The sequence below is a fragment of the Maritalea myrionectae DSM 19524 genome (assembly GCF_000423365.1).
GTDB lineage: Bacteria > Pseudomonadota > Alphaproteobacteria > Rhizobiales > Devosiaceae > Maritalea > Maritalea myrionectae.
This window is the reverse complement of sequence record NZ_AUHV01000002.1, coordinates 815878-839714: the sequence shown is the minus strand read 5'-3', so window position 1 is coordinate 839714 and position 23837 is coordinate 815878. Positions and strand designations below refer to the sequence as shown.

At 55.1% G+C, this 23837-nt stretch carries 23 protein-coding genes; 16 read left to right on the top strand and 7 right to left on the bottom strand.

Translation table 11 applies throughout. The annotated features are described in order from the left end of the window. Positions 1-163: 163 nt before the first annotated feature. From G549_RS0104395 to cobM, 7 genes are read left to right on the top strand one after another with little or no spacing between them, the layout of a single operon-like run. Positions 164-352 carry a DUF6732 family protein gene (locus tag G549_RS0104395; protein ID WP_027834000.1) on the top strand — a complete coding sequence of 63 codons (189 nt, stop codon included), beginning with the start codon at positions 164-166 and terminating at the stop codon, positions 350-352. After that, positions 352-1479, top strand: coding sequence for a sirohydrochlorin chelatase (locus tag G549_RS0104390; RefSeq protein WP_027833999.1), 1128 nt, complete (start codon positions 352-354; stop codon positions 1477-1479). The genes G549_RS0104395 and G549_RS0104390 overlap by 1 nt, the downstream gene beginning before the upstream one ends. Then, entirely contained in the window at positions 1479-2216 is a 738-nt protein-coding gene (locus G549_RS0104385) for a precorrin-8X methylmutase (RefSeq protein WP_036220972.1), read from the top strand. Before G549_RS0104390 ends, G549_RS0104385 begins: the two co-directional genes overlap by 1 nt. Beyond that, on the top strand, positions 2213-3430 hold the full coding sequence (gene cbiE / locus G549_RS0104380) for a precorrin-6y C5,15-methyltransferase (decarboxylating) subunit CbiE (RefSeq protein WP_027833997.1): 1218 nt from the start codon (positions 2213-2215) through the stop codon (positions 3428-3430). Before G549_RS0104385 ends, cbiE begins: the two co-directional genes overlap by 4 nt. Continuing rightward, positions 3427-4131 carry a precorrin-2 C(20)-methyltransferase gene (gene cobI / locus G549_RS0104375; RefSeq protein ID WP_027833996.1) on the top strand — a complete coding sequence of 235 codons (705 nt, stop codon included), beginning with the start codon at positions 3427-3429 and terminating at the stop codon, positions 4129-4131. Before cbiE ends, cobI begins: the two co-directional genes overlap by 4 nt. Beyond that, a complete protein-coding gene (locus G549_RS0104370; RefSeq protein ID WP_027833995.1) occupies positions 4119-5915 on the top strand; it encodes a bifunctional cobalt-precorrin 5A hydrolase/precorrin-3B C(17)-methyltransferase in 1797 nt (598 codons plus the stop codon). Before cobI ends, G549_RS0104370 begins: the two co-directional genes overlap by 13 nt. Then, positions 5912-6718: a precorrin-4 C(11)-methyltransferase gene (gene cobM, locus G549_RS0104365; protein WP_027833994.1), complete on the top strand. Its 807-nt coding sequence runs from the start codon at positions 5912-5914 to the stop codon at positions 6716-6718. Before G549_RS0104370 ends, cobM begins: the two co-directional genes overlap by 4 nt. Here cobM and G549_RS0104360 read toward each other — a convergent pair. Then, positions 6697-7437, bottom strand: coding sequence for a cobalt-precorrin-6A reductase (locus G549_RS0104360; RefSeq protein ID WP_027833993.1), 741 nt, complete (start codon positions 7435-7437; stop codon positions 6697-6699). The genes cobM and G549_RS0104360 overlap by 22 nt on opposite strands. 21 nt (positions 7438-7458) lie before the next feature. Then, the gene (locus tag G549_RS0104355) at positions 7459-8562 is read right to left on the bottom strand and encodes a cobalt-precorrin-5B (C(1))-methyltransferase (RefSeq protein WP_027833992.1); all 1104 of its coding nucleotides are present in this window, start codon (positions 8560-8562) and stop codon (positions 7459-7461) included. A gap of 46 nt (positions 8563-8608) precedes the next feature. Between G549_RS0104355 and cobA the strand changes: the two genes are divergently transcribed. Genes cobA through cbiB form a run of 4 tightly spaced genes read left to right on the top strand, consistent with a single transcriptional unit; the run spans position 8609 to position 13183 of the window. After that, entirely contained in the window at positions 8609-9439 is an 831-nt protein-coding gene (gene cobA, locus G549_RS0104350; RefSeq protein ID WP_027833991.1) for a uroporphyrinogen-III C-methyltransferase, read from the top strand. Next, positions 9439-10728, top strand: a complete 1290-nt coding sequence (locus tag G549_RS0104345; protein WP_027833990.1) for a cobyrinic acid a,c-diamide synthase CobB — start codon at positions 9439-9441, stop codon at positions 10726-10728. Before cobA ends, G549_RS0104345 begins: the two co-directional genes overlap by 1 nt. A 6-nt stretch (positions 10729-10734) precedes the next feature. Further along, positions 10735-12216, top strand: a complete 1482-nt coding sequence (locus G549_RS0104340; RefSeq protein ID WP_027833989.1) for a cobyric acid synthase — start codon at positions 10735-10737, stop codon at positions 12214-12216. Positions 12217-12226: 10 nt separating this feature from the next. After that, positions 12227-13183, top strand: coding sequence for an adenosylcobinamide-phosphate synthase CbiB (cbiB, locus tag G549_RS0104335; protein ID WP_027833988.1), 957 nt, complete (start codon positions 12227-12229; stop codon positions 13181-13183). 16 nt (positions 13184-13199) lie between these two features. Here cbiB and cobU read toward each other — a convergent pair whose 3' ends face one another. After that, on the bottom strand, positions 13200-13724 hold the full coding sequence (gene cobU / locus G549_RS0104330; protein ID WP_027833987.1) for a bifunctional adenosylcobinamide kinase/adenosylcobinamide-phosphate guanylyltransferase: 525 nt from the start codon (positions 13722-13724) through the stop codon (positions 13200-13202). Continuing rightward, positions 13717-14094 (bottom strand): DUF1636 family protein, encoded by a 378-nt coding sequence (locus G549_RS22140; protein ID WP_051213350.1) that lies wholly within the window; start codon positions 14092-14094, stop codon positions 13717-13719. Before G549_RS22140 ends, cobU begins: the two co-directional genes overlap by 8 nt. A 190-nt stretch (positions 14095-14284) precedes the next feature. Here G549_RS22140 and G549_RS0104320 point away from each other — a divergent pair, with 190 nt between their 5' ends. From G549_RS0104320 to G549_RS0104300, 5 genes are all read left to right on the top strand, one after another. Further along, positions 14285-15151, top strand: coding sequence for a glucosamine kinase nucleotide-binding domain-containing protein (locus G549_RS0104320; RefSeq protein ID WP_169449602.1), 867 nt, complete (start codon positions 14285-14287; stop codon positions 15149-15151). A gap of 48 nt (positions 15152-15199) precedes the next feature. Then, positions 15200-16693 carry a glucose-6-phosphate dehydrogenase gene (gene zwf, locus G549_RS0104315; protein ID WP_027833984.1) on the top strand — a complete coding sequence of 498 codons (1494 nt, stop codon included), beginning with the start codon at positions 15200-15202 and terminating at the stop codon, positions 16691-16693. Positions 16694-16701: 8 nt separating this feature from the next. Then, entirely contained in the window at positions 16702-17403 is a 702-nt protein-coding gene (gene pgl, locus G549_RS0104310) for a 6-phosphogluconolactonase (protein ID WP_027833983.1), read from the top strand. Positions 17404-17466: 63 nt separating this feature from the next. Next, positions 17467-19293 carry a phosphogluconate dehydratase gene (gene edd / locus G549_RS0104305; protein WP_027833982.1) on the top strand — a complete coding sequence of 609 codons (1827 nt, stop codon included), beginning with the start codon at positions 17467-17469 and terminating at the stop codon, positions 19291-19293. Between the two features lie 62 nt (positions 19294-19355). Further along, on the top strand, positions 19356-19937 hold the full coding sequence (locus tag G549_RS0104300) for a hypothetical protein (RefSeq protein ID WP_027833981.1): 582 nt from the start codon (positions 19356-19358) through the stop codon (positions 19935-19937). A gap of 119 nt (positions 19938-20056) precedes the next feature. Here G549_RS0104300 and G549_RS0104295 read toward each other — a convergent pair whose 3' ends face one another. The 3 genes from G549_RS0104295 to G549_RS0104285 are packed head-to-tail and all read right to left on the bottom strand — an operon-like array spanning position 20057 to position 23697. Next, positions 20057-21532 (bottom strand): hypothetical protein, encoded by a 1476-nt coding sequence (locus tag G549_RS0104295; protein WP_027833980.1) that lies wholly within the window; start codon positions 21530-21532, stop codon positions 20057-20059. 10 nt (positions 21533-21542) lie between these two features. Further along, a complete protein-coding gene (locus G549_RS0104290; RefSeq protein WP_027833979.1) occupies positions 21543-22472 on the bottom strand; it encodes a DUF6384 family protein in 930 nt (309 codons plus the stop codon). A 37-nt stretch (positions 22473-22509) separates the two neighbouring features. Then, positions 22510-23697, bottom strand: coding sequence for an ATP synthase subunit B family protein (locus tag G549_RS0104285; RefSeq protein ID WP_027833978.1), 1188 nt, complete (start codon positions 23695-23697; stop codon positions 22510-22512). Positions 23698-23837 lie beyond the last annotated feature (140 nt).

The window sequence follows — 23837 nt, the reverse complement described above, 5'->3', positions numbered from 1 at the left end:
GGTACGCGAGCGCCTAAAACTTTTCCTGCAGCGTTCCAATTAAAGGAACTGAAAGCGATTCTGGTGCGGCTGACCCAAACAGGGGGCCAAGCCCGGAGCTGCTCGATGTTGGTTTTTTGCGAACTCTGCCTCTCACGATTCAAAAAACCGAAGAGGTAGAACAATGAAATATATCCTAGCTTCCATTTTTGCACTTTTGCCAAGTCTTGCATTGGCGCACCCTGGGCACACTGAAGTGGTGAGCGGTCACACGCACACATTGGCGGATCTGATGGCGTATGGCGCTATTCCCGTCATCGTATTTTTGGCATTTATCGGTGTTGTTGCTCTTGCCCGCCGCGGCAACAAATAATGGCACAATTGAAATTGGATAAAGACACAGCGGTGATGCTGTGTGGCCATGGCAGCCGTAACAAGCTGGCCGTGGATGAATTCGCGCACCTTAAAGATCGTTTGAAACAACGCTTGGGCGATGTGCCGGTTGAATATGGCTATTTGGAATTTGCCGATCCGGTAATCCATCACGGCCTCAATCAGCTCAAAGAGCAGGGTGTGAAAAAAGTGATCGCTGTGCCGGGCATGTTGTTTGCCGCGGGCCATGCGAAAAACGATATTCCATCGGTGCTCAATACCTATCAGGCGCAAAACCCTGACATGGAGGTCATCTATGGCCGCGAGCTTGGCGTGGATTTGAAAATGATCCGTGCAGCTGGCGCCCGCATTGAAGAAGCCTTGGAACAAGCAGGTGGCGATGTGCCGCGCGAAGAAACCCTGCTTGTGGTTGTGGGTCGGGGGGCCTCTGACCCGGATGCCAACTCCAATGTGGCAAAAGTGATGCGCATGTTGTGGGAAGGTATGGGCTTTGGCTGGGCCGAAGTGGCCTATTCCGGTGTCACATTCCCGCTCACCGCCCCGGCGCTGCAACATGCGGCAAAGCTGGGCTATAAACGGATCGTTGTGTTTCCCTATTTCCTATTCACCGGCGTGCTGGTGAAGCGGATTTACAAATATACCGATGAAGTGGCTGCCGAACATCCCGATATTGAATTTATCAAAGCGGGCTATTTGAACGACCATGACATGGTGGTGGAAACCTTTATCGATCGCATCCGCGAAGTGGTGGACGGCGAAAACAATATGAACTGCCAGATGTGCAAATATCGCGAGCAGGTTTTGGGGTTTGAAGCCGAAGTGGGTCAAGCGCAAGAAAGCCATCACCACCATGTGGAAGGCATTGGCGGCGGCATGGAAGATTGCCCCTGCAATGGCGATTGCGATGCATCCTGTCGTGATGAAGAGTTCTGCAAAAAGCACGGGCTGCCTTTCACCCCGGTGCATAAGCATGACCACGATCATGATCACGGTCATTCACATGACCATGGCGATGGGCACCACCATCATCATGATCACCATCACCACCCTTATCCGTTTAAGGACCATCCATTGGGTCCGAAAACCATGGAGAAAAAGGGGTCCTGATGGACTATTTGCGTGACCCTAAAGCTATTTATGAAATGAGCTTTAAGATCATCGAAAAGGAGGCGGCGCTGGATCAGTACCCGCCTTCTTTGCGGCCTGTCGTGGTGCGCATGATCCATGCGTGCGGCATGGTGGATTTGACGCAGGATATTGCCTTTCGCGGCGACGTGATGAAGGCCGGGCAGGCGGCGCTTGCCGCAGGCAAACCCATCCTATGCGACTGCGAAATGGTCCGCTCCGGCATCACCAAACGGTTCTTGCCCAGAGGCGGAGCATCTTCTGATGATGCGCCGAGCGGCACAAGTGCCGCCGGGCAACTTTTTGCCCGCCCCCGCGGAGGCGTTGAGCGAAGCGAAACTGCCGTGAGCGCAAAGACCAGTCAGGCGCAGTGCTGCCTCAACGATGAGCGCACACCAGCGCTGGCCAAGGAGCTTGGCACAACCCGTTCGGCAGCACAGGTTGAGCTGTGGGGCGACGCGGCAGACGGGGCAATCATTGTGATCGGCAACGCACCGACCACCTTGTTTAAGGTGATTGAGATGGTTGAGGCCGGGCACATGCACCCTGCCGCCATCATCGCCACACCCGTTGGCTTTGTTGGGGCGGCAGAATCGAAAGATGCACTCACCCAAACCCGTGTTAGTGTGCCCTATATCACCGTAACGGGCAGACGCGGCGGCTCGGCCATGGCCAGCGCCGCGATGAACGCGATTGCATTGGGAGGGCAGCAACAATGAGCAAATGGTTAGATGTGGTGGGCGTCACCGCCAAGGGATTGGCGTCACTCAATAGCGAACAGCAGCAGCTGGTCGACGACGCCGAAATTGTGGTTGGCCCACCCCGCAGCCTGCCGAAATTGCGCGGCGATGATCCGCGCTATGTGGAATGGCAAGCACCGCTCGACAATATGATCGAGCAAATCCTGTCGTTCAGCGGCAAAAAGACCGTGATTTTGGCCACGGGCGACCCCACCTGGTACGGCATTGGCGCCACGCTCACCCGATATATCCCCTTGGACGAATTTGAAATCCATCCCGCACCTTCGGCTTTTTCCCTGGCCGCCGCCCGGATGAAATGGCCGCTGCAAAACACTGCCTGCGTCTCGGTGCATGGCCGCCCCGTTGAACTGCTCAATGCGCATATTGTGCCGGGCAACCGGATTTTGGCCCTTACCAGCGATGCGACCACCATTGAGGCCATTGCCAAATTGTTGGTGAAACGCAAATTTGGCCAAAGCCAAATGACTATTCTGAACGCCATGGGTGGCGACACCGAAAGCAAGGTGGAGTTCACCGCCAACGCCTATGAAAGCCGCGGCATTGGCAACCTCAACACCGTCGCCATTGACTGCGTTGCGGATGAGGATGCAGCGTTGTTGCCCCCCTTGCCGGGTTTGCCGGACAGCGCATTTGTGTCCGACGGTCAATTGACCAAGCGCGAAGTGCGCGCCGCCAGTCTGGCCAAGCTGGTGCCGCTGATGGGCCAACATTTGTGGGACATTGGCGCTGGGTCTGGTTCTGTCGGCATTGAGTGGATGCGCGCCGCCCCCCGCGCCACGGCCACGGCTTTTGAGAAAAGTACCGCCCGCATCGAAATGATCAAAAAGAACAGGGAGTCGTTGGGCACACCCGGCCTTACGATCGTGGAGGGCGAAGCGCTGGCGCATTTGAACGAAGCGCCGCCAATGCCGGACGCGATTTTTATGGGCGGCGATGTGGGCAACACTGAATTGTTTGACGCGCTTTGGGCGGCGCTTAAACCCGGTGGCCGCTTTGTCGCCAATGCGGTGACGTTGGACGGCGAGGCCGCGCTGATGCAGCGTTTGGAGCAAAAAGGCGGTGACTTGGCCCGAATTGATGTCTCCCATCTCGACCATGTTGGCGCCCATAAAGTGCTGCGCCCCAAAATGACCGTGACCCAATGGTCCATCGTGAAAAAGGCAGATGAATGAGCGGCACGCTATATTTGATCGGCACCGGGCCGGGCGATCCTGAATTATTGACCCTGAAAGCCGCGCGTGTGTTGAGTGCGCTGGATGGCGTGGCCTATCCGCAAAAGCCGGGCACCATTTCGCAAAGCCTCACCATTGCCGAAATGCATTTGAGTAATGGCGTCGAGCATTTTGCTTTTGACGTGCCGATGGCGGTGGACCGTGGTCCGGCGCAAGCGGCCTATGATCAAATGGCGGAACAACTCGCACCCAAATTGGCTGCCGGGCAAAATATTGGCTATCTGTGCGAGGGCGATCCGCTCTTTTATGGCTCGGCCATGTATTTGTTGCACCGCTTGCCCGACGCGCAAATCGAAATCATTCCCGGCATCACCTCATTGACCGCCGCCGCCGCTGAAATCAAACGGCCCCTTGCCGCGCGCAATGAGCGCTTAAAAGTGCTGCCTGCACCCATGGAAAGCGCCGCGCTGGAAACTGAACTAGCGGCCAGCGAAGCCGTGGCGCTGATCAAGATCGGCCGCCATTTTGACCGGGTGCGCGATGCGCTCAACAAAACCGGGCACGGCGACAGTGCGATGGTTGTGGAATATGCCACCCGCGATGCGCAAAAAATCACCAAACTGGCCGACTACCCGCAGGGAGAACGGCCCTACTTTTCGATTATCCTCAGCTATAAAGGCGACGAAGCATGGGGCAACTAAGCCAAAACCCGCCATTGGTGATTTCTTTCTCGGAAAGCGGCAATGAGGTCGCTGAGAAAATCGCGACCGCGCTTTCTGTTGAAGCACAGCCTTATAAAAAAGGCGAGATGGACCCGGCCCGCGCCGCTGTCGAGCGGGGCTTTCAGCAGGGACGTCCCATCATTGGTATCTGCGCGGCAGCGATCCTGATCCGCTTTCTCGCCCCGTTTTTGGCCGATAAAAAGACCGATCCACCGGTGCTGGCGGTGTCCAGCGATGGCAAAAGCATTGTGCCGCTCTTGGGCGGGCACCATGGCGCCAATCAATTGGCCAACGATCTTGCGCGGGACTTGAACGCCCATGCGGCGATCACCACGGCGAGCGAAAACATCTTTGGTGCCGGGCTGGATGAGGTGCCGTTCGGCTGGACCTTGGTCAATCCCAAATCCGCCAAGCGGGCCATGGCGTCTTTGTTGGCGGGGGCAAAATTCCACATCAAGGGCGAAGCCGATTGGCTGGCCAAACATCCGGCCCATGATCCCGCAGGCGAGGTGCAATTGCTCGCCCATATCCACCATCGTGAAGAGCAGGATGCGCCGCATTATGTGCCGCAAAAGCTGGTGGTCGGCGTGGGATGTGAGCGTCATTGTCCGGCAGACAAAATCATTGACCTGATCAAATCAACGCTCAAAGCCAACAAGCTGCACCCCAAAGCCATTGCGGCACTGGCCAGCATCGACTTGAAAGCGGATGAGGTGGGCTTGCAGCAAGCCGCCGCCCATTTCGGTGTGCCCTTACGCATCTTCACCGCAGAAGAATTGGCGGCGGAGCGCGAGCGTGTGCCGAACCCTTCCGTCATTGTGGAGCAGGAAGTGGGCACCCCCTCCGTGGCCGAAGCCGCCGCGTTGAAAGCCGGGTCTTTGCTGGTCGAGAAGCAAAAGAACAAACAAGCCACCTGCGCCATTGGCATCGCCGACGAGGTGATCGATCCGCAGCTTCTAGGTCGCGCTTTGGGCACAGTTTATCTTGTTGGATTGGGGCCGGGCACCGCCACTTTGCGCACGCCAGAAGCAGACCGCGCCTTGCGGGTAGCAAGTGATTGGGTTGGCTATGGCCTCTATCTGGATTTGGCGGCCGACGCCAAAACTCACCAAACCGAACATCGGTTCGATTTGGGCGAGGAAGAATTGCGCGTGCGTCACGCGTTGGAGCTGGCAGGCACCGGCCGCGATGTGGCACTGATCTGCTCTGGCGATGCGAACATCTTTGCCATGGGCGCGCTGATCTATGAATTGCTGGTGGCCGAAGGCGACCGTGCCATCTCCGATGCAGCAAAGCGCGTGGCGATTGAAACCTGCCCCGGCATTTCCGCCTTCCAGGCAGCAGCGGCCAAGTCTGGCGCGTTGATCGGCCATGATTTCTGTTGCATTTCGCTGTCAGATTTGCTGACCCCGCGCGAAGATATTTTGAAGCGGCTGGACGCGGCAGCGACCGGCGATTTTGTCACCGCCTTTTACAATCCACGCTCCATGCGCCGCACCGATCTGATCGAAATCGCGAAGGAGAAGTTCCTCGCCGAGCGGCCAGACGACACCCCCGTGATCATCGCCTCCAACCTTGGTCGGCCGGCGGAAAAGGTGCGTGTGGTCACATTGGCCGAGTTCAACCCGGAAGAAATCGACATGCTCACCATCGTGCTGTTCGGGTCTTCTCAATCCAAAAGCTTTGTGCGCGGTTCCGGCGAACGGGTCGCCTATACCCCGCGCGGATACGCCAAAAAAGCAGCAAAAGAGGCCGCACAATGACTGTCTATTTTATCGGCGCAGGCCCCGGCGCGCCTGATTTGATCACCGTACGCGGACTGAAATTGATCGAAAACTGCAAAGTTTGCCTCTTTGCAGGCTCACTGGTGCCCACTGAAATTGTCGAAGCCGCGCCGAGCGATGCCTTGGTGATGGACACCGCGCCCATGCATCTGGATCAGATCATTGAAGAAATTCAAAAGGCGGATGCCGATGGCTTGGATGTGGCGCGGGTGCATTCGGGCGATCCTTCGCTTTATGGCGCCATTGCCGAACAGATGCGGCGGCTGGATGAAATGGGCATTGATTATGAAGTTGTGCCCGGCGTGCCGGCCTTCGCAGGGGCGGCGGCGCGGTTGAAAACCGAGCTGACCTTGCCCGAGATTGCACAGACCGTGATTGTCACCCGCACCAGCGGCAAGGCCTCGTCCATGCCCGAGCATGAAACGCTGGAGATTTTGGGCCAATCACGCGCAACCTTGGCGATCCATCTCTCCATCCGCAATCTCAAATATATCGAAGAAACACTCAGCCCCTATTATGGTGACGATTGCCCCGTAGTGGTGATTTACCGCGCCACATGGCCGGACGAACAGATCATCCAAACCACGCTAAAAGAGATGCGCGCTGATGTGCGGGCCGCGAAAATTACCCGCACCGCGTTGATTTTTGTGGGCCGTGTGTTCGATGCCAAAGGCTTTAAAGATAGCGAGCTTTATTCAGCCGACTTTGCCCATGTGCTGCGCAACAAGGGCAAAAAGAAGGACCGCAAAAAAGCTAAAAGTCAGGCGGCAGAGGCGGAATGATCGGCCACAAACTTCACCGCGCCGTCAACCGAAAACACTTCCGGTGCCGTGGGCAGGGCGGGGCGCTCGATCATGATCACTTCAACGCCCAATTGCCGCGCGGCTTCAAGTTTCGCCACCGTCTGATCGCCACCGGCATTTTTGGTCACCAGATGGCTGATCTCATAGCGGCGCATCAGTTCTTTCTCGCCTTCAAGGCTGAAGGGCGGTCGCTCCAGCATCACAGTCACGCGCGCGGGCAACACCATTTCAGGATGCTCAATGGCGCGCAGCACAATGTGGCAATCCTCGCGCAGCACAAAGGGTTCAATATGTTGACGCCCAATGGTCACCAAGGCGTTGGCACCTTCGGGCAATCGCTCAGCTGCTTGGGCCAAATTTTCCACATGCTGCCACTGATCATCCGGCCCCGCACGCCACGGTTGCCGCGTCAGGCGCAAATGGCTCTTGTTCAGTTGTTCGCATGCCTCGACAATATGGTTCGACATGGTAGCGGCAAAGGCATGGGTCGCATCAATCATCAGTTGAAAATCATTGCGGCCAATATAATCCTTAAGCCCGTCCACGCCGCCAAAACCACCGCGATGCACATGCCCGTTCGGCAGGCGCGGCTTGCGGGTAACCCCGGCAAGGGAGGTGGTGACTTCATGGTCCTGGCGCACCAGCGCGTTGGCCAAATCAATCGCTTCGCCCGTGCCGCCAAAAATCAAAATGCGCATAAACCTGCCTCCCGTTTGGTGTTAGCTTTGAGCGATTATAACGCCTTTTCGGTCTGTCACCAAAACGCTGACATGGATATCTTTGTTCCGCAGCACACGCTGGGCAACTGCCGCGGCCAAAACTGCAATACGCTCCGCAATATCGATGTCCGCTTCCGCACACAGTTCCAACACATGTTTCGCCGTGTTGGCGCCGCGAATTTCATCGCACAAAGCCTCATCGGCACCAAGGCTTTGCGCCTGTTCGGCCAACCAATCAAAACCAACTTGGGAGCGGCCTGAATGCAAATCCAGATGGCCTTCCGCGAGCTTGGTGATTTTGGCAAACCCGCCACAAATGGTGAGGTTGGGCACGGGGTTGGCTTTAAGATATTTCAGCAGACCGCCGGCAAAATCGCCCATATCCAAATAGGCTTGCAACGGCAGGCCAAGGTGTTTCTGTGCCGCCTTTTCCGAGGCATCGCCGGTGGAGCCGACCACATGGGTCAGCCCTTCCGCCCGCGCCACATCAATGCCGCGATGGATCGAGTGAATCCATGCCGCGCAGGAAAAGGGCACAACAATGCCCGTGGTACCCAAGATGGAGAGGCCACCGACAATGCCCAAACGCGGGTTCCAGGTTTGCTGCGCCAGCGCTTCGCCATTGTCCACGCTGATCGTGATTTCAATGTCGGCCCGCTGGCCCAATTTCGCGCAGATTTTTTCGCAATGCTCAATCATCATCTTGCGCGGCACCGGGTTGATCGCGGGTTCGCCGGGCGGAATGGGCAGGCCGGGTTTGGTCACCATGCCAACGCCTTTGCCCGCCTTAAACTGAACGCCACTGCCGTCGGGCAGTTGCCGCACCGTCGCGCGCACCATCGCGCCATGGGTCACATCCGGGTCATCGCCCGCATCTTTCACAATGCCGCACATGGCAAAATCATCGCCGCGTTCTTCGGCAGCGAGGGCAAAGTCAGGCGTTTGGCCGCCGGGCAGGGTGATTTGAACGGGGTCTTTAAACGCGTCGGAAAACAGGCCATAAAGCGCCGCGCTGGTGGCTGCCGTGGCGCACGCGCCGGTTGTCCAGCCGCGTTTCAGGGCCGTACCTTTTTCATTGACGCTATCTTGTGTGGACGCAACCATATATTCTCTATAGGTCACGCACCTTTAAAGGCAAAGGGCTAATTAAATGCGGAATTGGTTTAAGCACCTCTTTGGCAAAAAACAGGATCATTTTGCGCGGCTCGATTCCCGTGCTTTTCCGCATTTTGCACCAGGCAGTGTGTGGCTAGTCGGCGCAGGGCCGGGCGATCCAGGCCTGATGTCGCTCCACGCCTTTTATGCCCTCGGCCAAGCCGATGTAATCGTCTATGACGCGCTGGTGGGAGAAGAAATTCTCACCTACGCCAACCCACAGGCTGAATTGCACTATGCGGGCAAGCGGGGCGGCAAACCATCGCCGAAGCAAAATGACATTTCGCTCAAGCTGATCGAATGGGCCAAACAAAATAAGCGCGTGCTGCGCCTTAAGGGCGGCGACCCGTTTATGTTTGGTCGCGGCGGCGAAGAAAGTGAAACGCTATATAATGCAGGCGCGAAATTCCGCATCGTGCCGGGCATTACCGCAGGCATTGGCGGGCTGGCTTATGCGGGCATTCCCGCCACCCACCGCGATACCAATCAAGCCGTGATTTTCCTCACCGGGCATGATGAATCAGGCAATGTGCCGCAAGCGGTGGATTGGCATGCGGTGGCCACAGCGGCCCCCGTCATCGTGATGTATATGGCGGTCAAACATTTGCCATCGATCGCGCAAAAGCTGGTGGAAGGTGGGCGCAACCCGCATGACAAGGTGGGCATTGTCTCCAACGCCACCTTGCCGCACCAAAGCCTGATGGTCACCCAACTTGGTGAAGCAGGCGAATTTGTGCAGCAAAACGAGGTGCCCACCCCCGCCATTGTAGTAGTGGGACCCGTGGTTGATTACGCAAAGATTCTGAACTGGCAGGACAAGGATTAATGGCCAAAGGATTGATCATCGCCGCCACCCAATCCGGCTCCGGCAAAACCTTGCTCACCACCGCGCTTTTGGGCGCGCTGAAGGAGCGGGGCATGAAAGTCGCCTCAGCCAAAACCGGACCGGATTATATTGACGGGCAGGTGCATGGCCTTGCCACTGGCCAAAGCGCCATCAATCTCGACCCATGGGCCATGAGCCAATCGCGCCAGCGCAGCCTGTTGAGCCAGCAAGCCGGCGGCCAAGATTTGGTGCTGGTCGAAGGGGTGATGGGGCTGTTTGACGGGTCCGCCAGCGGCAAAGGCTCCACTGCCGATCTGGCGAAAAATCTGCAATTGCCAGTTGTGTTGGTAGTGGATTGTGGCTCCATGGCACAATCCATCGCGGCCCTTGTGTATGGCTTTCAAAATTTGCGCACGGATATTGATGTAGCCGGGGTGATCCTCAACCGTGTCGCGAGCGACAAGCATGAGAAAATGCTGAAATCAGCACTCGCCAAGCTGGACATCGAAGTGTTGGGCGCCTTGCGCCGCAATGCAGAACTGGACATTCCCTCACGCCATCTGGGGCTGACCTTGCCGGAGGATTTCGCCAAAAGCCGAACCGTGGCGGCGCTCGCCATCAGTGAGGTGAAAAAACGGTTGGATCTGGATGGGCTGTTGCAGTTGGCCAAACCTATCCTCGCGACACAGTCGGGTCCCAAACTGGCCCCATTGGGTCAAAAGATTGCAATTGCCAGCGACGCGGCGTTTGCCTTTCTCTATCCGCACTTGCTGGCCGATTGGCAGGCGCAAGGCGCCCAATTGCATTTCTTCTCGCCGCTTGCTGATGAAGCTCCTGCCGATGATGCCGATGCGGTATTTCTGCCCGGCGGCTATCCGGAACTACATGGGGCCTTGTTGGCCAATGCACAGCACTTCAAACAGGGCATGCACCAAGCAGCAGAACGCAATGCGCTGATCTATGGCGAGTGCGGCGGCTATATGGTGCTGGGCGAAAGCCTGACGGACAAATCCGGCAACAGTTTTGAAATGACAGGCTTGCTGCCGCTGCAAACCGCAATCAACCGACCTCGTCGTCAATTGGGTTATCGCCGCCTGAGCCATAAGAGCATCCTGCCTTGGCCAAGCGATTTGCTCGGCCATGAATTTCACTATTCGACCGAGCTGAAACGCGAAGGCGATGCCCTGTTCCGCGCCAGCGATGCGGAAGCCAATGCGGTGGGGCAAATGGGCTTGCATCGCAACCGTATTTTGGGCTCCTATGCCCACATCATTGATGTGCGGGAGTAGCGGCGCGTGACGGCCAAAAGCATGATGTTTATGGGCACCGGCTCGGATGTGGGCAAAAGCCTTGTGGTCGCCGGGCTTTGTCGCCTGTTGCACAATCGCGGCTTTTCCGTAGCACCCTTCAAGCCCCAAAACATGTCCAACAATGCGGCGGTGACCGCTGATGGTGGTGAGATTGGCCGTGCTCAAGCCCTGCAAGCCCGCGCCGCGAAAATTGCGCCCACCACGGCGATGAATCCGGTGTTGCTCAAGCCGGAGCATGAAACGGGTGCGCAAGTGGTCGTGCGCGGCCGGCGCGTTGCGTCCATGAGTGCACGAGAATATTTCAAACGCCGTATTGAATATTTGCCCGAAGCCATCAAAGCCTTTCAGGAACTGAGCGCAACCTATGATTTTGTTTTGGTCGAAGGCGCGGGCAGCGCCTCCGAAGTGAATTTGCGCGACAGCGACATCGCCAATTTTGGCTTTGCTCAAGCGCTCGATCTGCCCGTGACATTGATCGGTGATATTCACCGCGGCGGCGTGATCGCGTCAATCGTTGGCACATTTGCTGTTGCACAGCCGGAAGATGTTGCCCTGATCAAGGCGAGCCTGATCAACAAATTCCATGGCGATCCATCGCTCTTTGAAGAGGGCAAAACCTTTATCGAAACGCACACCAAGCGACCCTGTTTTGGCCCGCTGCCCTTCTATGCCGATGCAAAATTGCTGCCGCCCGAAGATGCGCTGGCGCTGGATGATGCGGAACTGGTGAAGCGCGATGGGTTGAAAATTGTCGTGCCCCGCCTGCCGCGTATTTCCAATTTTGACGATCTGGACCCGCTGCGGCAGGAAACCAATGTGAGCGTCGAGATCGTGCAGCCCGGCAATCCGCTGCCCCGCGACGCCGATTTGATTTTGTTGCCCGGTTCCAAAGCCACCATCGCTGACTTTGAAGCGCTGAAAGCCCAAGGGTGGGACATTGATATTCTCGCCCATGCCCGCGCGGGCGGCGCTGTGCTGGGCTTGTGTGGTGGCTATCAAATGCTGGGCAGAAAAATATATGACCCAGAGGGTGTCGAAGGCACGCCGCGCTCAATCGATGGGCTTGGCCTGCTGGATATTGAAACCACCATGGCCAGCCAGAAGCAGCTGCGCGAAGAGGAAGCTCTCCATTTAGCGTCCCAACAAACCATGCGCGGCTACCATATGCATATGGGCGAAACGCAGGGACCTGATCGGGCGCGGCCCTTTAGCCAGATTGGTAATGAAACGGACGGGGCGATGGCGCGCAGTGGCCGGATCATGGGCACTTATCTGCATGGTTTGTTCGCCAGCGACCAGTTCCGCCGCGCCTTTTTGCAAAATCTCGGAGCCATGATGAGCACCGACCTTGAATATGAAGCCCGCATTGACCAGATTTTAGACGGATTTGCCGATCATATTGAACGCCACATTGATGGCGACAAGCTAATCAGCCTGTTCGCCACGCCGCGCGACATGACATTATAGGAAATTGATCATGAGCTTTGCCATTGCCTTTCTCGCCATGCTGTTGGAACGAATGGTGGGTTATCCCCGGCAGTTGCTAGATGCAATTGGGCATCCGGTGATGTGGATGGGCAAACTCATTACCATTTTGGAAGAGCGCGGCAATCACCCGGAGTTGCCCGAGCAAAGACGGCGGCAAAATGGATATGCAATGATCGGGTTGGCATTGGCGGCAACCTTGCTGATCAGCCTGATCATCATTGCCATCACTCGCAGCGCCCCTTTCGGTTGGATTTTTGAAATCTTCTTCGCCAGCACCCTGATCGCACAAAAGGAACTGGGCCGCGCGGTGAAAGCCGTGGCTGAGGGCCTGCGCAGCTCGTTGGATGAAGGCCGCGAAGCCGTGTCCCACATTGTTGGGCGCGATCCGGATGATTTGGATGAAGACGGGGTGGCCCGCGGTGCGGTGGAATCCTTGGCCGAGAATGCCTCAGATGGTGTGGTCGCGCCGATTTTCTATCTGATGCTTTTTGGCCTGCCGGGCATTGCACTTTATAAAATGATCAACACGGCCGATTCCATGGTGGGCCACAAGAACGAGCGCTTTAAGGACTTCGGCTATGCCAGCGCCAAGCTCGATGATTGGGCCAACTTTGTGCCAGCGCGGATCACTGCTTTTTTCTTCACCGTGGCTGCGAAATTCAAAGAGGGGTTTGACGCAAAAGCGGCCTGGCGGTCGGTGCAACGGGATGCGAAATGGCACAAATCGCCAAACGCAGGCTGGCCGGAAGCGGCTATGGGCGGCGCCCTCGGCGTCAAACTGGGCGGCCCGCGCGATTATGATGGGGAAACAGTGGAACTGGCCTATATGGGCGAGGGCAAAGAGCATGTGGACGCGGACGATATTGACCGCGCCGTGGCGCTTTACTGGTTTGCCCTCACGCTGATCTTGGGCACGCTGCTGGTGCTGGCGGCGTTCTTCAACTAGCCAGCATGCTGGTGGCTTACGCCAATTCACCTTTTAGATTTTGCGCGATACCTGAGGTGACAAACACCACATTTTGGCAGATGCGGGCCAACTCTTGATGGGCAATACCGGCATGGTCCACAAATTCGCGGGCCATTTTGTTGTCGGGCACCACACCTTGGCCAACTTCGTTGGACACCAAGATAACTGAAATATCATTATTGGTGCTCAACCAATGGGCGAGGGCCTCAACGCTTTCATCCACATCATAATCGGCCATCATCAAATTGGTGATCCAAAGGGTCAGGCAATCCACCAAAACGCGGTCATATTTGCCGCGTGCGCGCTCAAGCGCTGAAATCAAATTGATGGGCTGTTCCACCGTATCAAAATGATCGCCGCGCGCCTGTTGGTGGGCAGAAATCCGCAATTTCATTTCGTCATCATAGGCGCGGCCCGTGGCCACATAGAGAGGCTTTTGGTTGCCTTTCAGGGCAACGCCTTCGGCAAATCCGGTTTTGCCCGACTTGGCACCGCCAAGAATAAGTGAGTGATTAGTCATCTTCTTTTTCTTTCTTCATTGTGGGCAGGCGCGCAATAAAATGTCCCATCATGGCCCGGGGCCAAGCTGCAAATGGCACTTCGCCATCCGGGGTGCGTTGATGCGCTGCCGCCCAATCTATAATGGCTTCTGCGGTGGGTTGGTCTGGGGTGAATCCGCCCGCGTGATAGCCAATCTTTTCATCGTCCTGCAATTGTATTGCGCAGGATTGTTTGCAACTCCAAAGGCAGGGGTGGCGTACAATCATAAGCTCCATCTGCCGATTGTCGCGCTCTGCTTCCACCAAATTGGCAAGCAACTCGCCGCCGGTTTCGCCTTTATCGTTAAAAGCGCTGGTGGAGCTAAATTTGCACGTAGAACAGATAAACAAACAGGACGCCAATTCATCACCTTTTTCAAACGAACGCCCTCAATAAAACATGCCGCAGATAAAGCCAATGGCTTGCAATTGCATTTTTGCGAAAAAACGAGCGAATTTGCGCGGATTAATACTTTCGTATAAGACGAATTGCGTTTATGGTCCGCGCAAATTTCAACGTTTTGACTAAAGGATGGACTGCGTGCAAAACTTGTTTCTCGGAATTGACGGCGGCGGCACCAATTGCAGGGCGCGGCTTGCGGACGAGAATCTGAATATTTTGGCGCAAGTGCGCGGTGGTCCGGCCAACACCACAATTGGTGACGGGTCGCAAGCCTACAATTCCATCATTGATGTTAGCCACCAAGTGTTTCAAGAGGCGGGTTTGAGCCAATCAGATATGGCCCGCACCATCGCCTGTTTGGGCCTCGCCGGCGCACATTTGGAAAGCTCGCGTCGCGACTTTGCTGCGCGGGACTATCCCTTTGCCAAAACCCTTGTGCACAATGATGTGGAAACCGCCCGCGAAGGCGCTCATCTGGGCAAAGATGGCGCGGTGCTGATTGTGGGTACAGGATCCGCCGGCCTTGCCAAAGTAAAAGGCGAATATTTCCCGGTTGGTGGTTGGGGATATCATATCTCAGACACCGCCTCCGGCGCAATTTTGGGACGCGCTTTGGCCCGCCGTTCAATCGAAGTGTTGGATGGCTTGAGCGAAGGCTCACCGCTGACTGACGTGGTTATTGACCATCTTGGCGGCACCCAAAACAGCTTGATGGCATGGTCCTTCAAGGCATGGCCAAAAGACTTTGCCAGCCTTGCGCCATTCGTGGTGGAGCATTTCGAAAAGAATGACCCGATAGCGTTAGAACTGATGCAGTTTGAATTTGATCAGATCGAGCAATTCATCAACTGGTTTAAAGCCCGCGGCGCGCAAAAACTTGCCATTGTTGGTGGGTTGGGTGAGCGGCTTATTCCCATTCTGACTGAGCGCTTTGGCGACTATGTGCAAGCCGCAAAGTCTGACGCTCAAAATGGGGCACTATTAATGGCGCAAAAAGCTGCATAAGCACGCTTGGGGCCAGCGCGTCATGCGCGAACAATGAAAGGAATGCCTATGTCCGCCCGTATTATTCCGGTCGATCCTTTTGATTATGTGGTGTTTGGCGCCACCGGCGATCTATCGCAGCGCAAACTGATCCCTGCGCTCTATTATCGCTTTTATGACGGGCAGTTCGACACAAACTCGCGCATTATCGGCGTGTCTCGCTCAGAAATGAGCGATGAAGAATTCCAAAAATTCGCCCGCGATGCAGTGAATGAGTTTGTGGATGCAGACCATATCGAGCCCCAAATGCTCGACGATTTCATTGGTTGCTTCTCCTACATCGCCAACGACGTTACTGACCGCGATGGTTGGGCGGCATTGAGTGACCGCTTGCGCAATGATCCAAGCGTGGTGCGGGCCTTCTATCTGGCGGTTGCACCATTCCTATTTGCCCCCATTTGCGATTATCTCTCCAGCCAAAACTATTGGACACCCGATGCGCGGGTGGTGTTGGAAAAGCCGCTGGGGCACAATCTGCAATCATCTGTAGAAATCAACGACACTGTGGCCGAAGTGTTCCGCGAAGATCAGGTCTATCGGATTGACCATTATTTGGGCAAAGAGACGGTGCAAAATCTGTTGGCCTTGCGTTTCGCCAATGCCCTGTTCGAGCCGATCTGGAACTCGGCTCATATCGACCATATTCAAATCACCGCCGCCGAATCTGTTGGGGCGGGTGGTCGCTCCTATTACGAAAAATCAGGTGCCTTGCGCGATATGGTGCAAAACCATTTGTTGCAGCTTTTGTGCTTGGTGGCGATGGAGCCGCCCGCATCAGATGAAGCCAATGCCCTGCGCGATGAAAAGCTGAAAGTGCTGCGCGCCCTGAAGCCCATCGTGGGCGAAACAGTTCATAAGCAAACCGTGCGCGGCCAATATCGCGGCGTGAGCGCTGAAGACACGAAAGTGCCGAGCTATGTTGAAGAGCTGGGCGATGGCGCGACATCCAACACAGAAACATTTGTGGCGATCAAAGCCGAGGTGGAAAACTGGCGCTGGAACGGGGTGCCGTTCTATATGCGCACCGGCAAACGCATGGCGCGCCGCGCGTCCGAAATTGTGATCCAATTCCGTGAAATCCCGCATTCAATTTTCTCTCGTACAGAAGGCGTGCCGACACCAAACCGCTTGGTGATCCGCTTGCAACCGGACGAAGGGGTGAAACTGTTCCTGATGATTAAAGATCCTGGCCCAGGCGGCATGCGTTTGCGTCAGGTACCATTGAACCTTAGCTTCGCTGATACGTTTACCCAGCGGACCCCAGAAGCCTATGAGCGGTTGCTCATGGATGTGGTGCGCGGCAACCAAACCCTGTTTATGCGTCGTGACGAGTTGGAAGCGGCGTGGGCGTGGATTGATCCGATCCGCGAAGCGTGGGACAATGACGCAACACCATTGCATGGCTACACCTCTGGCACATGGGGACCCACCAGTTCAGTTGCGCTGATCGAGCGCGACGGTCGTACATGGCATGAAGAGCTGGACGATCCCAAAGCAATATAGGTGAACGAATGGCAGATGTAATCGACCATAATTTCGAAAACAAAGATAAGCTGGCCCGTGCGCTGGCTTTCCGCGTCGCCACTGAGCTAAAGCGCGATATTGAAGCCTCTGGCAAAGCCAGTATGCTGGTTTCCGGTGGGTCAACACCCAAAGCGTTCTTTACGGCCCTGAGTGAAGAAGAGCTGGATTGGACACGCGTCACCATTTCATTGGTGGATGAGCGCTGGGTGCCGCCAAGTTCTGATCGGTCAAACGCCAAATTAGTCGGCGAATATTTGCTGCAAAACAAGGCCAATGGTGCCGCTTTCCTGCCGCTTTATGTTGACGGACAAACCGCGCAAGAAGGCGCAACATCGCTCGGCAAACAGTTTGAAGGCGTGCACAAACCCTTCACCGTGGTGATTTTGGGCATGGGCACGGATGGCCACACGGCCTCTTTCTTCCCCGGCGGCGATCAATTGGCGGAAGCGATTGATTTGAAAAACCAAAATACATTTACGGCGATTGAGGCGCCGGGCGCTGGCGAACCGCGGATCACATTTACACTGCCGCAATTGCTGCAATCCAGTTTCTTGGCATTGCATATTGAAGGCGATGAAAAGCAAGACGTTTTGAAATCGGCGTTTGGCGAAGGCGAGGTGGCAGATATGCCCATTCGCGCCGTGCTGCGCCAAACCATTAAAGAACTCAATATCTTCTGGTGTCCCTAGGGTATTACCTAAACATCCTTTGTTCCCAGTAAGGTCGCACTGATAAATCCAAAGGAGCAACAAATGAGCGTTCATCAAACGATCCGTGATGTGACAGACCGCATCACCAAACGCAGTGAGAAAACCCGGCGGATTTATCTGGACCGTATGGATGCCGCTGCCAAACAGGGCGTTCACCGCACCGCGCTTTCTTGTGGCAATCTGGCCCACGGTTTCGCAGCCTGCGGGGCGGGCGACAAAGCCAAGCTAAGCGATGAGATTACGCCCAATATCGGCATCATCACCGCTTATAACGACATGCTCTCAGCCCACGCGCCCTACAAGGATTATCCGGATCAGATCAAGGCGGCAGCCGAGCAGGCAGGCGCTGTGGCGCAGGTCGCCAGCGGTGTGCCGGCCATGTGCGATGGCGTCACCCAAGGCCAGCCCGGCATGGATTTGTCGCTCTTTTCGCGTGATGTGATCGCTCTGGCAGCGGGTGTCGGCCTTAGCCACAATATGTTTGATGCGGCCATGTTCCTCGGCATTTGCGATAAAATCGTCCCCGGTTTGGTGATAGCGGCGCTCAGCTTTGGCCATATTCCAGCGGTGTTTGTGCCTGCAGGGCCAATGCCTTCTGGCCTGCCCAATGACGAAAAAGCCCGCATTCGCCAGCTTTATGCCGAAGGTAAAGTGGGGCGCGATGAGTTGCTTAAAGCTGAGAGCGAAAGCTATCATTCTCCCGGCACCTGCACCTTTTATGGCACCGCCAACACCAACCAAATGTTGATGGAGATTATGGGACTGCAATTGCCAGGTTCCAGCTTCGTTAATCCCGGCACCCCTATGCGCGATGCCCTTACCAAAGAGGCAACGCGCCGCGCTTTGGCGATCACAGCATTGGGCAACGAATTTACCCCGGCCAGCCGCGTTGTGGACGAAAAGGCGATTGTAAATGGCATGATCGGGTTGCACTCGACGGGGGGTTCCACCAACCACACCATCCATTTGATCGCCATGGCCGCCGCTGCAGGCATTCAAATCAACTGGCAGGACATGTCTGACCTGTCCGATGTGGCGCCTTTGCTCACCCGGGTTTATCCAAACGGCATGGCCGATGTGAACCATTTCCACGCTGCGGGCGGCATGGGCTTCTTGATTGACCAACTGCTCAATGCGGGCTTGGCACATGACGATGTAAAAACCATTTGGGGTTCTGGCTTGCATGTTTATGCACAAGAGCCAAAATTGATCGATGATCGCATCCAAATGGAACCCGCTGCCAAAGAATCCGGCAATGAAAATGTGCTGACACCGTGTAGCAAGCCCTTTGCCAAAAATGGCGGTTTGAAACTGCTCAAAGGCAATCTTGGCCAATCCGTGATCAAAATTTCTGCGGTCAAGCCAGAACATCGTGTGGTGGAAGCACCGGCCAAAGTGTTCCATTCGCAAAATGAGCTGAATGACGCGTTCAAAGCGGGCGAGCTGAACGAAGATGTGGTGGCCGTGGTGCGGTTCTCTGGGCCAAAAGCCATCGGCATGCCAGAATTGCACAAGCTAACGCCACCTCTGTCCGTGCTGCAAAATCGCGGCATCAAAGTGGCTTTGATCACTGATGGTCGCATGTCGGGCGCTTCGGGTAAGGTGCCAGCCGCGATCCATATGACGCCGGAAGCCGTCGACGGTGGCCCCATCGCCAAAATCAAAGATGGCGACATCATCCGCTTGGATGCAGAAAATGGTGTGCTGGAAGTATTGGTCGATCAGGCAGAGTTTGATGCCCGCCCGGTGGCCACGCAAGATTTGAGCGAATCGCACTATGGACTGGGGCGTGAACTGTTCACTGGCATGCGCCAATTGGTCGGCGCCGCCGACAATGGCGCCAGCGCGCTCGGTGAATTAATCAAGTAAGACTTGAAATATTTAAATTAATAACTAGATTCCCTCTCAATAGTTTTTGAGAGGGAATTGCCATGCCTAGATTACCAAAAATCGCGTTCATTCTTGCCGTCCCCTTCTTGCTGGTGGGATGTATGTCACTCAACACGCTAGGCACAATCCAAACCATGTCCAAGTTAGATGTGGTGAATGATCCTATTGAGGATATGGTTTTTGCGGTTGAGGCAGATGCAAATTTAAAGCCATTGCCAGAGCAGACCCAGTTTGTCTTTTCGCTTACTCCCGAGGGCGGCACCACACAAAAGACCCGCGCAAATCTGAGGCTGGCCGCGGCCAACGAAATGCCGCGCGGCACGAAACCCGCCGCTCAAGGCAAGATTCTTCACGTCTTCGTATTTCCTGAAGCTGAAAAAGAAAAGCTACGCGCAGTTCAGGCCCAAATACGCACGTTTAAATCAAAAAGCATAAAAGGCAGCCTCTCCATCGGCGTCGAGCCAGCATTTTGTAAAACCACGCCACAAGTAGCGTCCGATTCAAAGTTCAGCGTTTTTGTCGCCCGCTCCACACAAGAATCGCTCATGCCCCTATTGGCGGGCGCAAAAGTGTCAGACTTGGAAAACAAGACGGGGCAGAACGCGCTGCCGATGTGCCATTAGAAATGGATTGGCACGTTGGCGTGCCATATTGGGCATAGGCAGGCATGCGTCCATCGGCGGGGTGCAGTTTAGAAGCCGTCATTTATTGCACGATGCAAAGTGGCAGTTGCATAGACGGTTTAAAACTTGCCGCCAGTCTTAAACCCACCATGGTCGCGCTTGCCTTTGGAGCCGCGCGGGGTGCTGCGCGGGCGCGAAAACTCCGACGAGCTGGAGCCAAATGTGCCGAAATCCTTTGAGCGGCGCTTCTTCTTTGAAGAATAGGATTTGCCACCCCAAGGGTTACTATATTGATCTTTTGAGCGGCTGCGTTTCGGGCCACGATATTTTTTCGCGTCTTGCCATTTGCCCCAATAGCTCGAGGCGGTGATGGCGCCCTTCAAAAACTCACCCAATAAATCTTCGACCAGATCGTCGTCAAAATCGAATGACGGGCGATCATAGCGCTTTTGTTTGAATTCCCATTCAATGTCTTCCAGTTCACGTCGACGCTCTGAGAGGACCTTTAAGCGGTCCTTGCATGCCCGAAGTTCAGTCTCCAACGAAATGATTTCCGAGCGTACCGCATCAATCTTGCGCACGATCTGATCATCTTCGCGCGTCGCTGTTTGCCGCGCCGCAGCATAAAGATCTTCCAGCCCTTCGCGCTGCAATCCAGATGCAAGCAGGTCAACCGCTTCGCGGTAGGCTGGATTTTGCCCTTGGGTGAACTTGCGTTGGCGATGCACCAACTCGTCGCGCTTATCTTCCAGCTCCACCAGACGCGCATCAATTTCACCAATAATCTCTTCGCTGCGATCGGCCGTTTCGCGGGCTTGTTTGCCGCCATGAGCGTCAAAGGCTGCATCCTCAAGCGCTTCAAGCTTTTGTTGCTCTTCGTCAATCTTGTCCTGCACCTGATCCGCATGCTCGCGCAGCCGCATGGGGATTTCGTTCAAAATCACAAAGTTTGGCTTGGCATCGTGATAGCGCACCATGCGCGCCACCCAGCCATCAAGCATCCGGGTGATGTTGTTTGCGCGATAGGACCCTGTGTTGAACCCGCGCTCAAACAGATACATAAACAGCGGATCATTGCGATAGGGCGCGCCTTTTTCTTCGCGATCCTGCTCGGCCACCTCCGCCTTTTTGTTGGCGTGATCAAAAGTGGCAATTGCTTCCTCAACGGCCTGCTTCTGCGCCGCATAGGCGGGGTTTTTGTCCAAATCGGCAAAAACTTCAGTGCTCAGTTGATCCAGCTTTTTCTGCGCCTGTTCAAAATCAGACATCGCTTCGTCGCGCTTTGCGCGTGTGGTTTCAATGTCTTTATCCACATCCGCCAGCAACTCAGATATTTCATCCAACTTGCCTGCATGGCGTTTTAATATGCTGTTGGCTTCTTTTTCCGCACGCGAAATATATTCAGTGACTTCATCGCGTTTCTTTGGATCAAGGCGCACTTTGGCGAGATGCAAAAACTGTTCGCTTTCCACTTCGCGCAATCGCGCGATCTTCGCCGATGCGTCTGCAGATGTGCGGGAAAGTGAGCGTTCTTCATCGCGAATATCGCGCATGGAGCGATCTAGTCGGCGCAGTGCTTCTGGACCTTTTACCATTATACTTGTCCTACCACTTTGTTATCGCGCCGCCCAAAACTGGCTGCGTGTAATCCACGTTCAAATAACCAAATTCTTTGAGGCCCATAATATTGTTTTGAATGATGCCATCATCAAGCTTGTCATCGCGCACCGCGTCAAATTGTACTTCGCTCACGCGCACGCCCCATTGCTCAACGGTCTCTGCAATGCCGGTTTCTTCATTGGTGATGCTTTGCGGCAAGGCGTTGCCATCCGGCCCAATCGCCTCGACAATGACATAATAATTGCGTGCGTCCTGGTTCACATCCGGATAGGTCCAAACGCCGGTATCGGCGCCTTCACGGTTGACGATCTGCACCCGATATTCGCTTTGCAATGTGCTGAGCAGGCCGTTGAGATCGCCCAAAAACTTTTCAGCCGCAACCTGGTCGCCAACACTAGCAGCCAGTTTGCCGCGTTCAGCCAGTTCTGCGGCTTGTGCGTTGGCCGTTTCGACCTTGGCGGTGGCTTCAATTTGGGTGACAAGTTGGTCAAATTGTTCGGGCAATTCTTGATTGAGATAGGCTTGCGTCGCCGCCATTTGGCTGGCCTGCATCGGCTGATAAACCAGAAAATATCCAGATAGACCAATGCCGAGCGCCAGGCCGAGGCCCAAAACCCATTTGCCCCAGCGATCGCGCGACACATAGGCCCGCGCCAACCGATAGCTAAAGCCACCTGTGGGCGGGTCATAATTGAAACGGGATTCTTTAAGTGCGTTGACCCCTTCTTGCAAAATGTGATCTGGCACATCAATGCCCTGCTGGTGGTAGACTTCGCGCAGGCGGTCTACCAAACTGGAGGCGCGGTTTTCTTCATTCAGTTCCCGCGTCACCAGATCATTGCGATGGCGCAGCGTATCCACCACGTCCATCGCCATCATCACATCATCAAGCGGTAAAGACTTGTCTTTGCTCAAAACAAATTCCCGTTTCTCGTTTTGCTAAAGAGCAAAATTAGCTTTGCTTTTGTTCAGCCAAAAGCGTGTTGCCTTCCGCTGCCAATTTTGCCAGACGCTGCTTGCCATCTTCCACGGCATCGCGAATTTCAGCAGAATTCTTCGTGCTTTGCTCGCGCATGTCATTGATGATCGAACGTGACTTTTCTTGGAAATTCACAACGCTGTCGACAAGCTTTTTCACCGCATCGGCGCGAATGGTCGGGCCATATCCGGCCTTAAGCGCTTCTTCTTGCACCGTGTCGCCAATCTCGGCCAACGTCTCAAGGCTTTTAGACATGCCTTCCTTCATGGCGTTCAATGTCTCTGTGCTCTCATGCAAGCCAAACAAGCCAGTGAAAGAGGCGCTCAACGCTGTCAAAACGGTTTCGTTGGTGGAGAAGAAAGAGATTGATTGCTGGTACACACGCTCTTTGGCATTTGTGGTTTGCATCAGACGCGCCATGATCACTTCAGACGTGTTGTATGAAATGGTCAGATTGTCAGAAAGGTCTTTCGCAATCTGGTAGCGGCGCTCTTCTTGCTGCATTTCGCGCAAACGTTCGTCGCGGGCCATTTCCAGGCGCGCCCGATCAGCAGGTGTGCCATCGGCAAAGTTTTCCAGTTCTTTGGTCGCATTGCTCAAATGCTCTTTGCGCTCTTCCAGCTTGGCTTCCGCTTTTTCCAGCACTTCCAAAGCCATCACTTCTGATTGCTTCAGCGCGCCGCGGAAATCGCGATAGGCTTCCAAAATGGTGTGTTCGCGGTCGACCTGATCTTTGGTGTCTTTGGTGACTTCCAAATAGGTGGTGCGGATTTTTTCAAACCGAGTTGGAATGTCGCCACGGGTGACTTTCATCCAAACGTTGGAGGCGCGCTCCAACATATCCAGCTTGCCGTCTTCTAGCTGATCAACCATGCCCTTGGCATCATCGCGAATGCTGTCAAAGCCGTTGGTGATATCTTCATAGCGTTCGCCGATATTCATCGCCGCGATTTGCTCGCGCACAACTTCATTGAACACGCTGGCCTGATTCAAAGTGCGGCCGATCAAAATGACGCGTGTTTCATCCAAATCGGTGATTTCTTGCAGGAGCCCTGTGATCGGTGCTTCTTCAACAGTTTCTGGCCAAAGGCCCATTTCGCGGATCGCGCCCATTGCCTTGTCCAAATATTGCAATGGTTTTTCTGCGATTTCGTTTGCCATATTATTCCCCGTTCAGCCTAAGAACCAAAAATGTTAGTGTTTAAACTCTAGATAATTCTTTTATCGTCATCAATTGACACTGTGCAAGCATGTTACCATGTGTTGCAGATATTGGAATTGTTTCGCTCGAGGTAAAGGCC

Coding starts and splice junctions, on each gene's coding strand:
- G549_RS0104395 (WP_027834000.1), top strand. CDS start 164: ATGAAATATATCCTAGCTTCCATTTTTGCACTTTTGCCAAGTCTTGCA.
- G549_RS0104390 (WP_027833999.1), top strand. CDS start 352: ATGGCACAATTGAAATTGGATAAAGACACAGCGGTGATGCTGTGTGGC.
- G549_RS0104385 (WP_036220972.1), top strand. CDS start 1,479: ATGGACTATTTGCGTGACCCTAAAGCTATTTATGAAATGAGCTTTAAG.
- cbiE (WP_027833997.1), top strand. CDS start 2,213: ATGAGCAAATGGTTAGATGTGGTGGGCGTCACCGCCAAGGGATTGGCG.
- cobI (WP_027833996.1), top strand. CDS start 3,427: ATGAGCGGCACGCTATATTTGATCGGCACCGGGCCGGGCGATCCTGAA.
- G549_RS0104370 (WP_027833995.1), top strand. CDS start 4,119: ATGGGGCAACTAAGCCAAAACCCGCCATTGGTGATTTCTTTCTCGGAA.
- cobM (WP_027833994.1), top strand. CDS start 5,912: ATGACTGTCTATTTTATCGGCGCAGGCCCCGGCGCGCCTGATTTGATC.
- G549_RS0104360 (WP_027833993.1), bottom strand. CDS start 7,437: ATGCGCATTTTGATTTTTGGCGGCACGGGCGAAGCGATTGATTTGGCC.
- G549_RS0104355 (WP_027833992.1), bottom strand. CDS start 8,562: ATGGTTGCGTCCACACAAGATAGCGTCAATGAAAAAGGTACGGCCCTG.
- cobA (WP_027833991.1), top strand. CDS start 8,609: ATGCGGAATTGGTTTAAGCACCTCTTTGGCAAAAAACAGGATCATTTT.
- G549_RS0104345 (WP_027833990.1), top strand. CDS start 9,439: ATGGCCAAAGGATTGATCATCGCCGCCACCCAATCCGGCTCCGGCAAA.
- cbiB (WP_027833988.1), top strand. CDS start 12,227: ATGAGCTTTGCCATTGCCTTTCTCGCCATGCTGTTGGAACGAATGGTG.
- cobU (WP_027833987.1), bottom strand. CDS start 13,724: ATGACTAATCACTCACTTATTCTTGGCGGTGCCAAGTCGGGCAAAACC.
- zwf (WP_027833984.1), top strand. CDS start 15,200: ATGTCCGCCCGTATTATTCCGGTCGATCCTTTTGATTATGTGGTGTTT.
- pgl (WP_027833983.1), top strand. CDS start 16,702: ATGGCAGATGTAATCGACCATAATTTCGAAAACAAAGATAAGCTGGCC.
- edd (WP_027833982.1), top strand. CDS start 17,467: ATGAGCGTTCATCAAACGATCCGTGATGTGACAGACCGCATCACCAAA.
- G549_RS0104300 (WP_027833981.1), top strand. CDS start 19,356: ATGCCTAGATTACCAAAAATCGCGTTCATTCTTGCCGTCCCCTTCTTG.
- G549_RS0104295 (WP_027833980.1), bottom strand. CDS start 21,532: ATGGTAAAAGGTCCAGAAGCACTGCGCCGACTAGATCGCTCCATGCGC.
- G549_RS0104285 (WP_027833978.1), bottom strand. CDS start 23,697: ATGGCAAACGAAATCGCAGAAAAACCATTGCAATATTTGGACAAGGCA.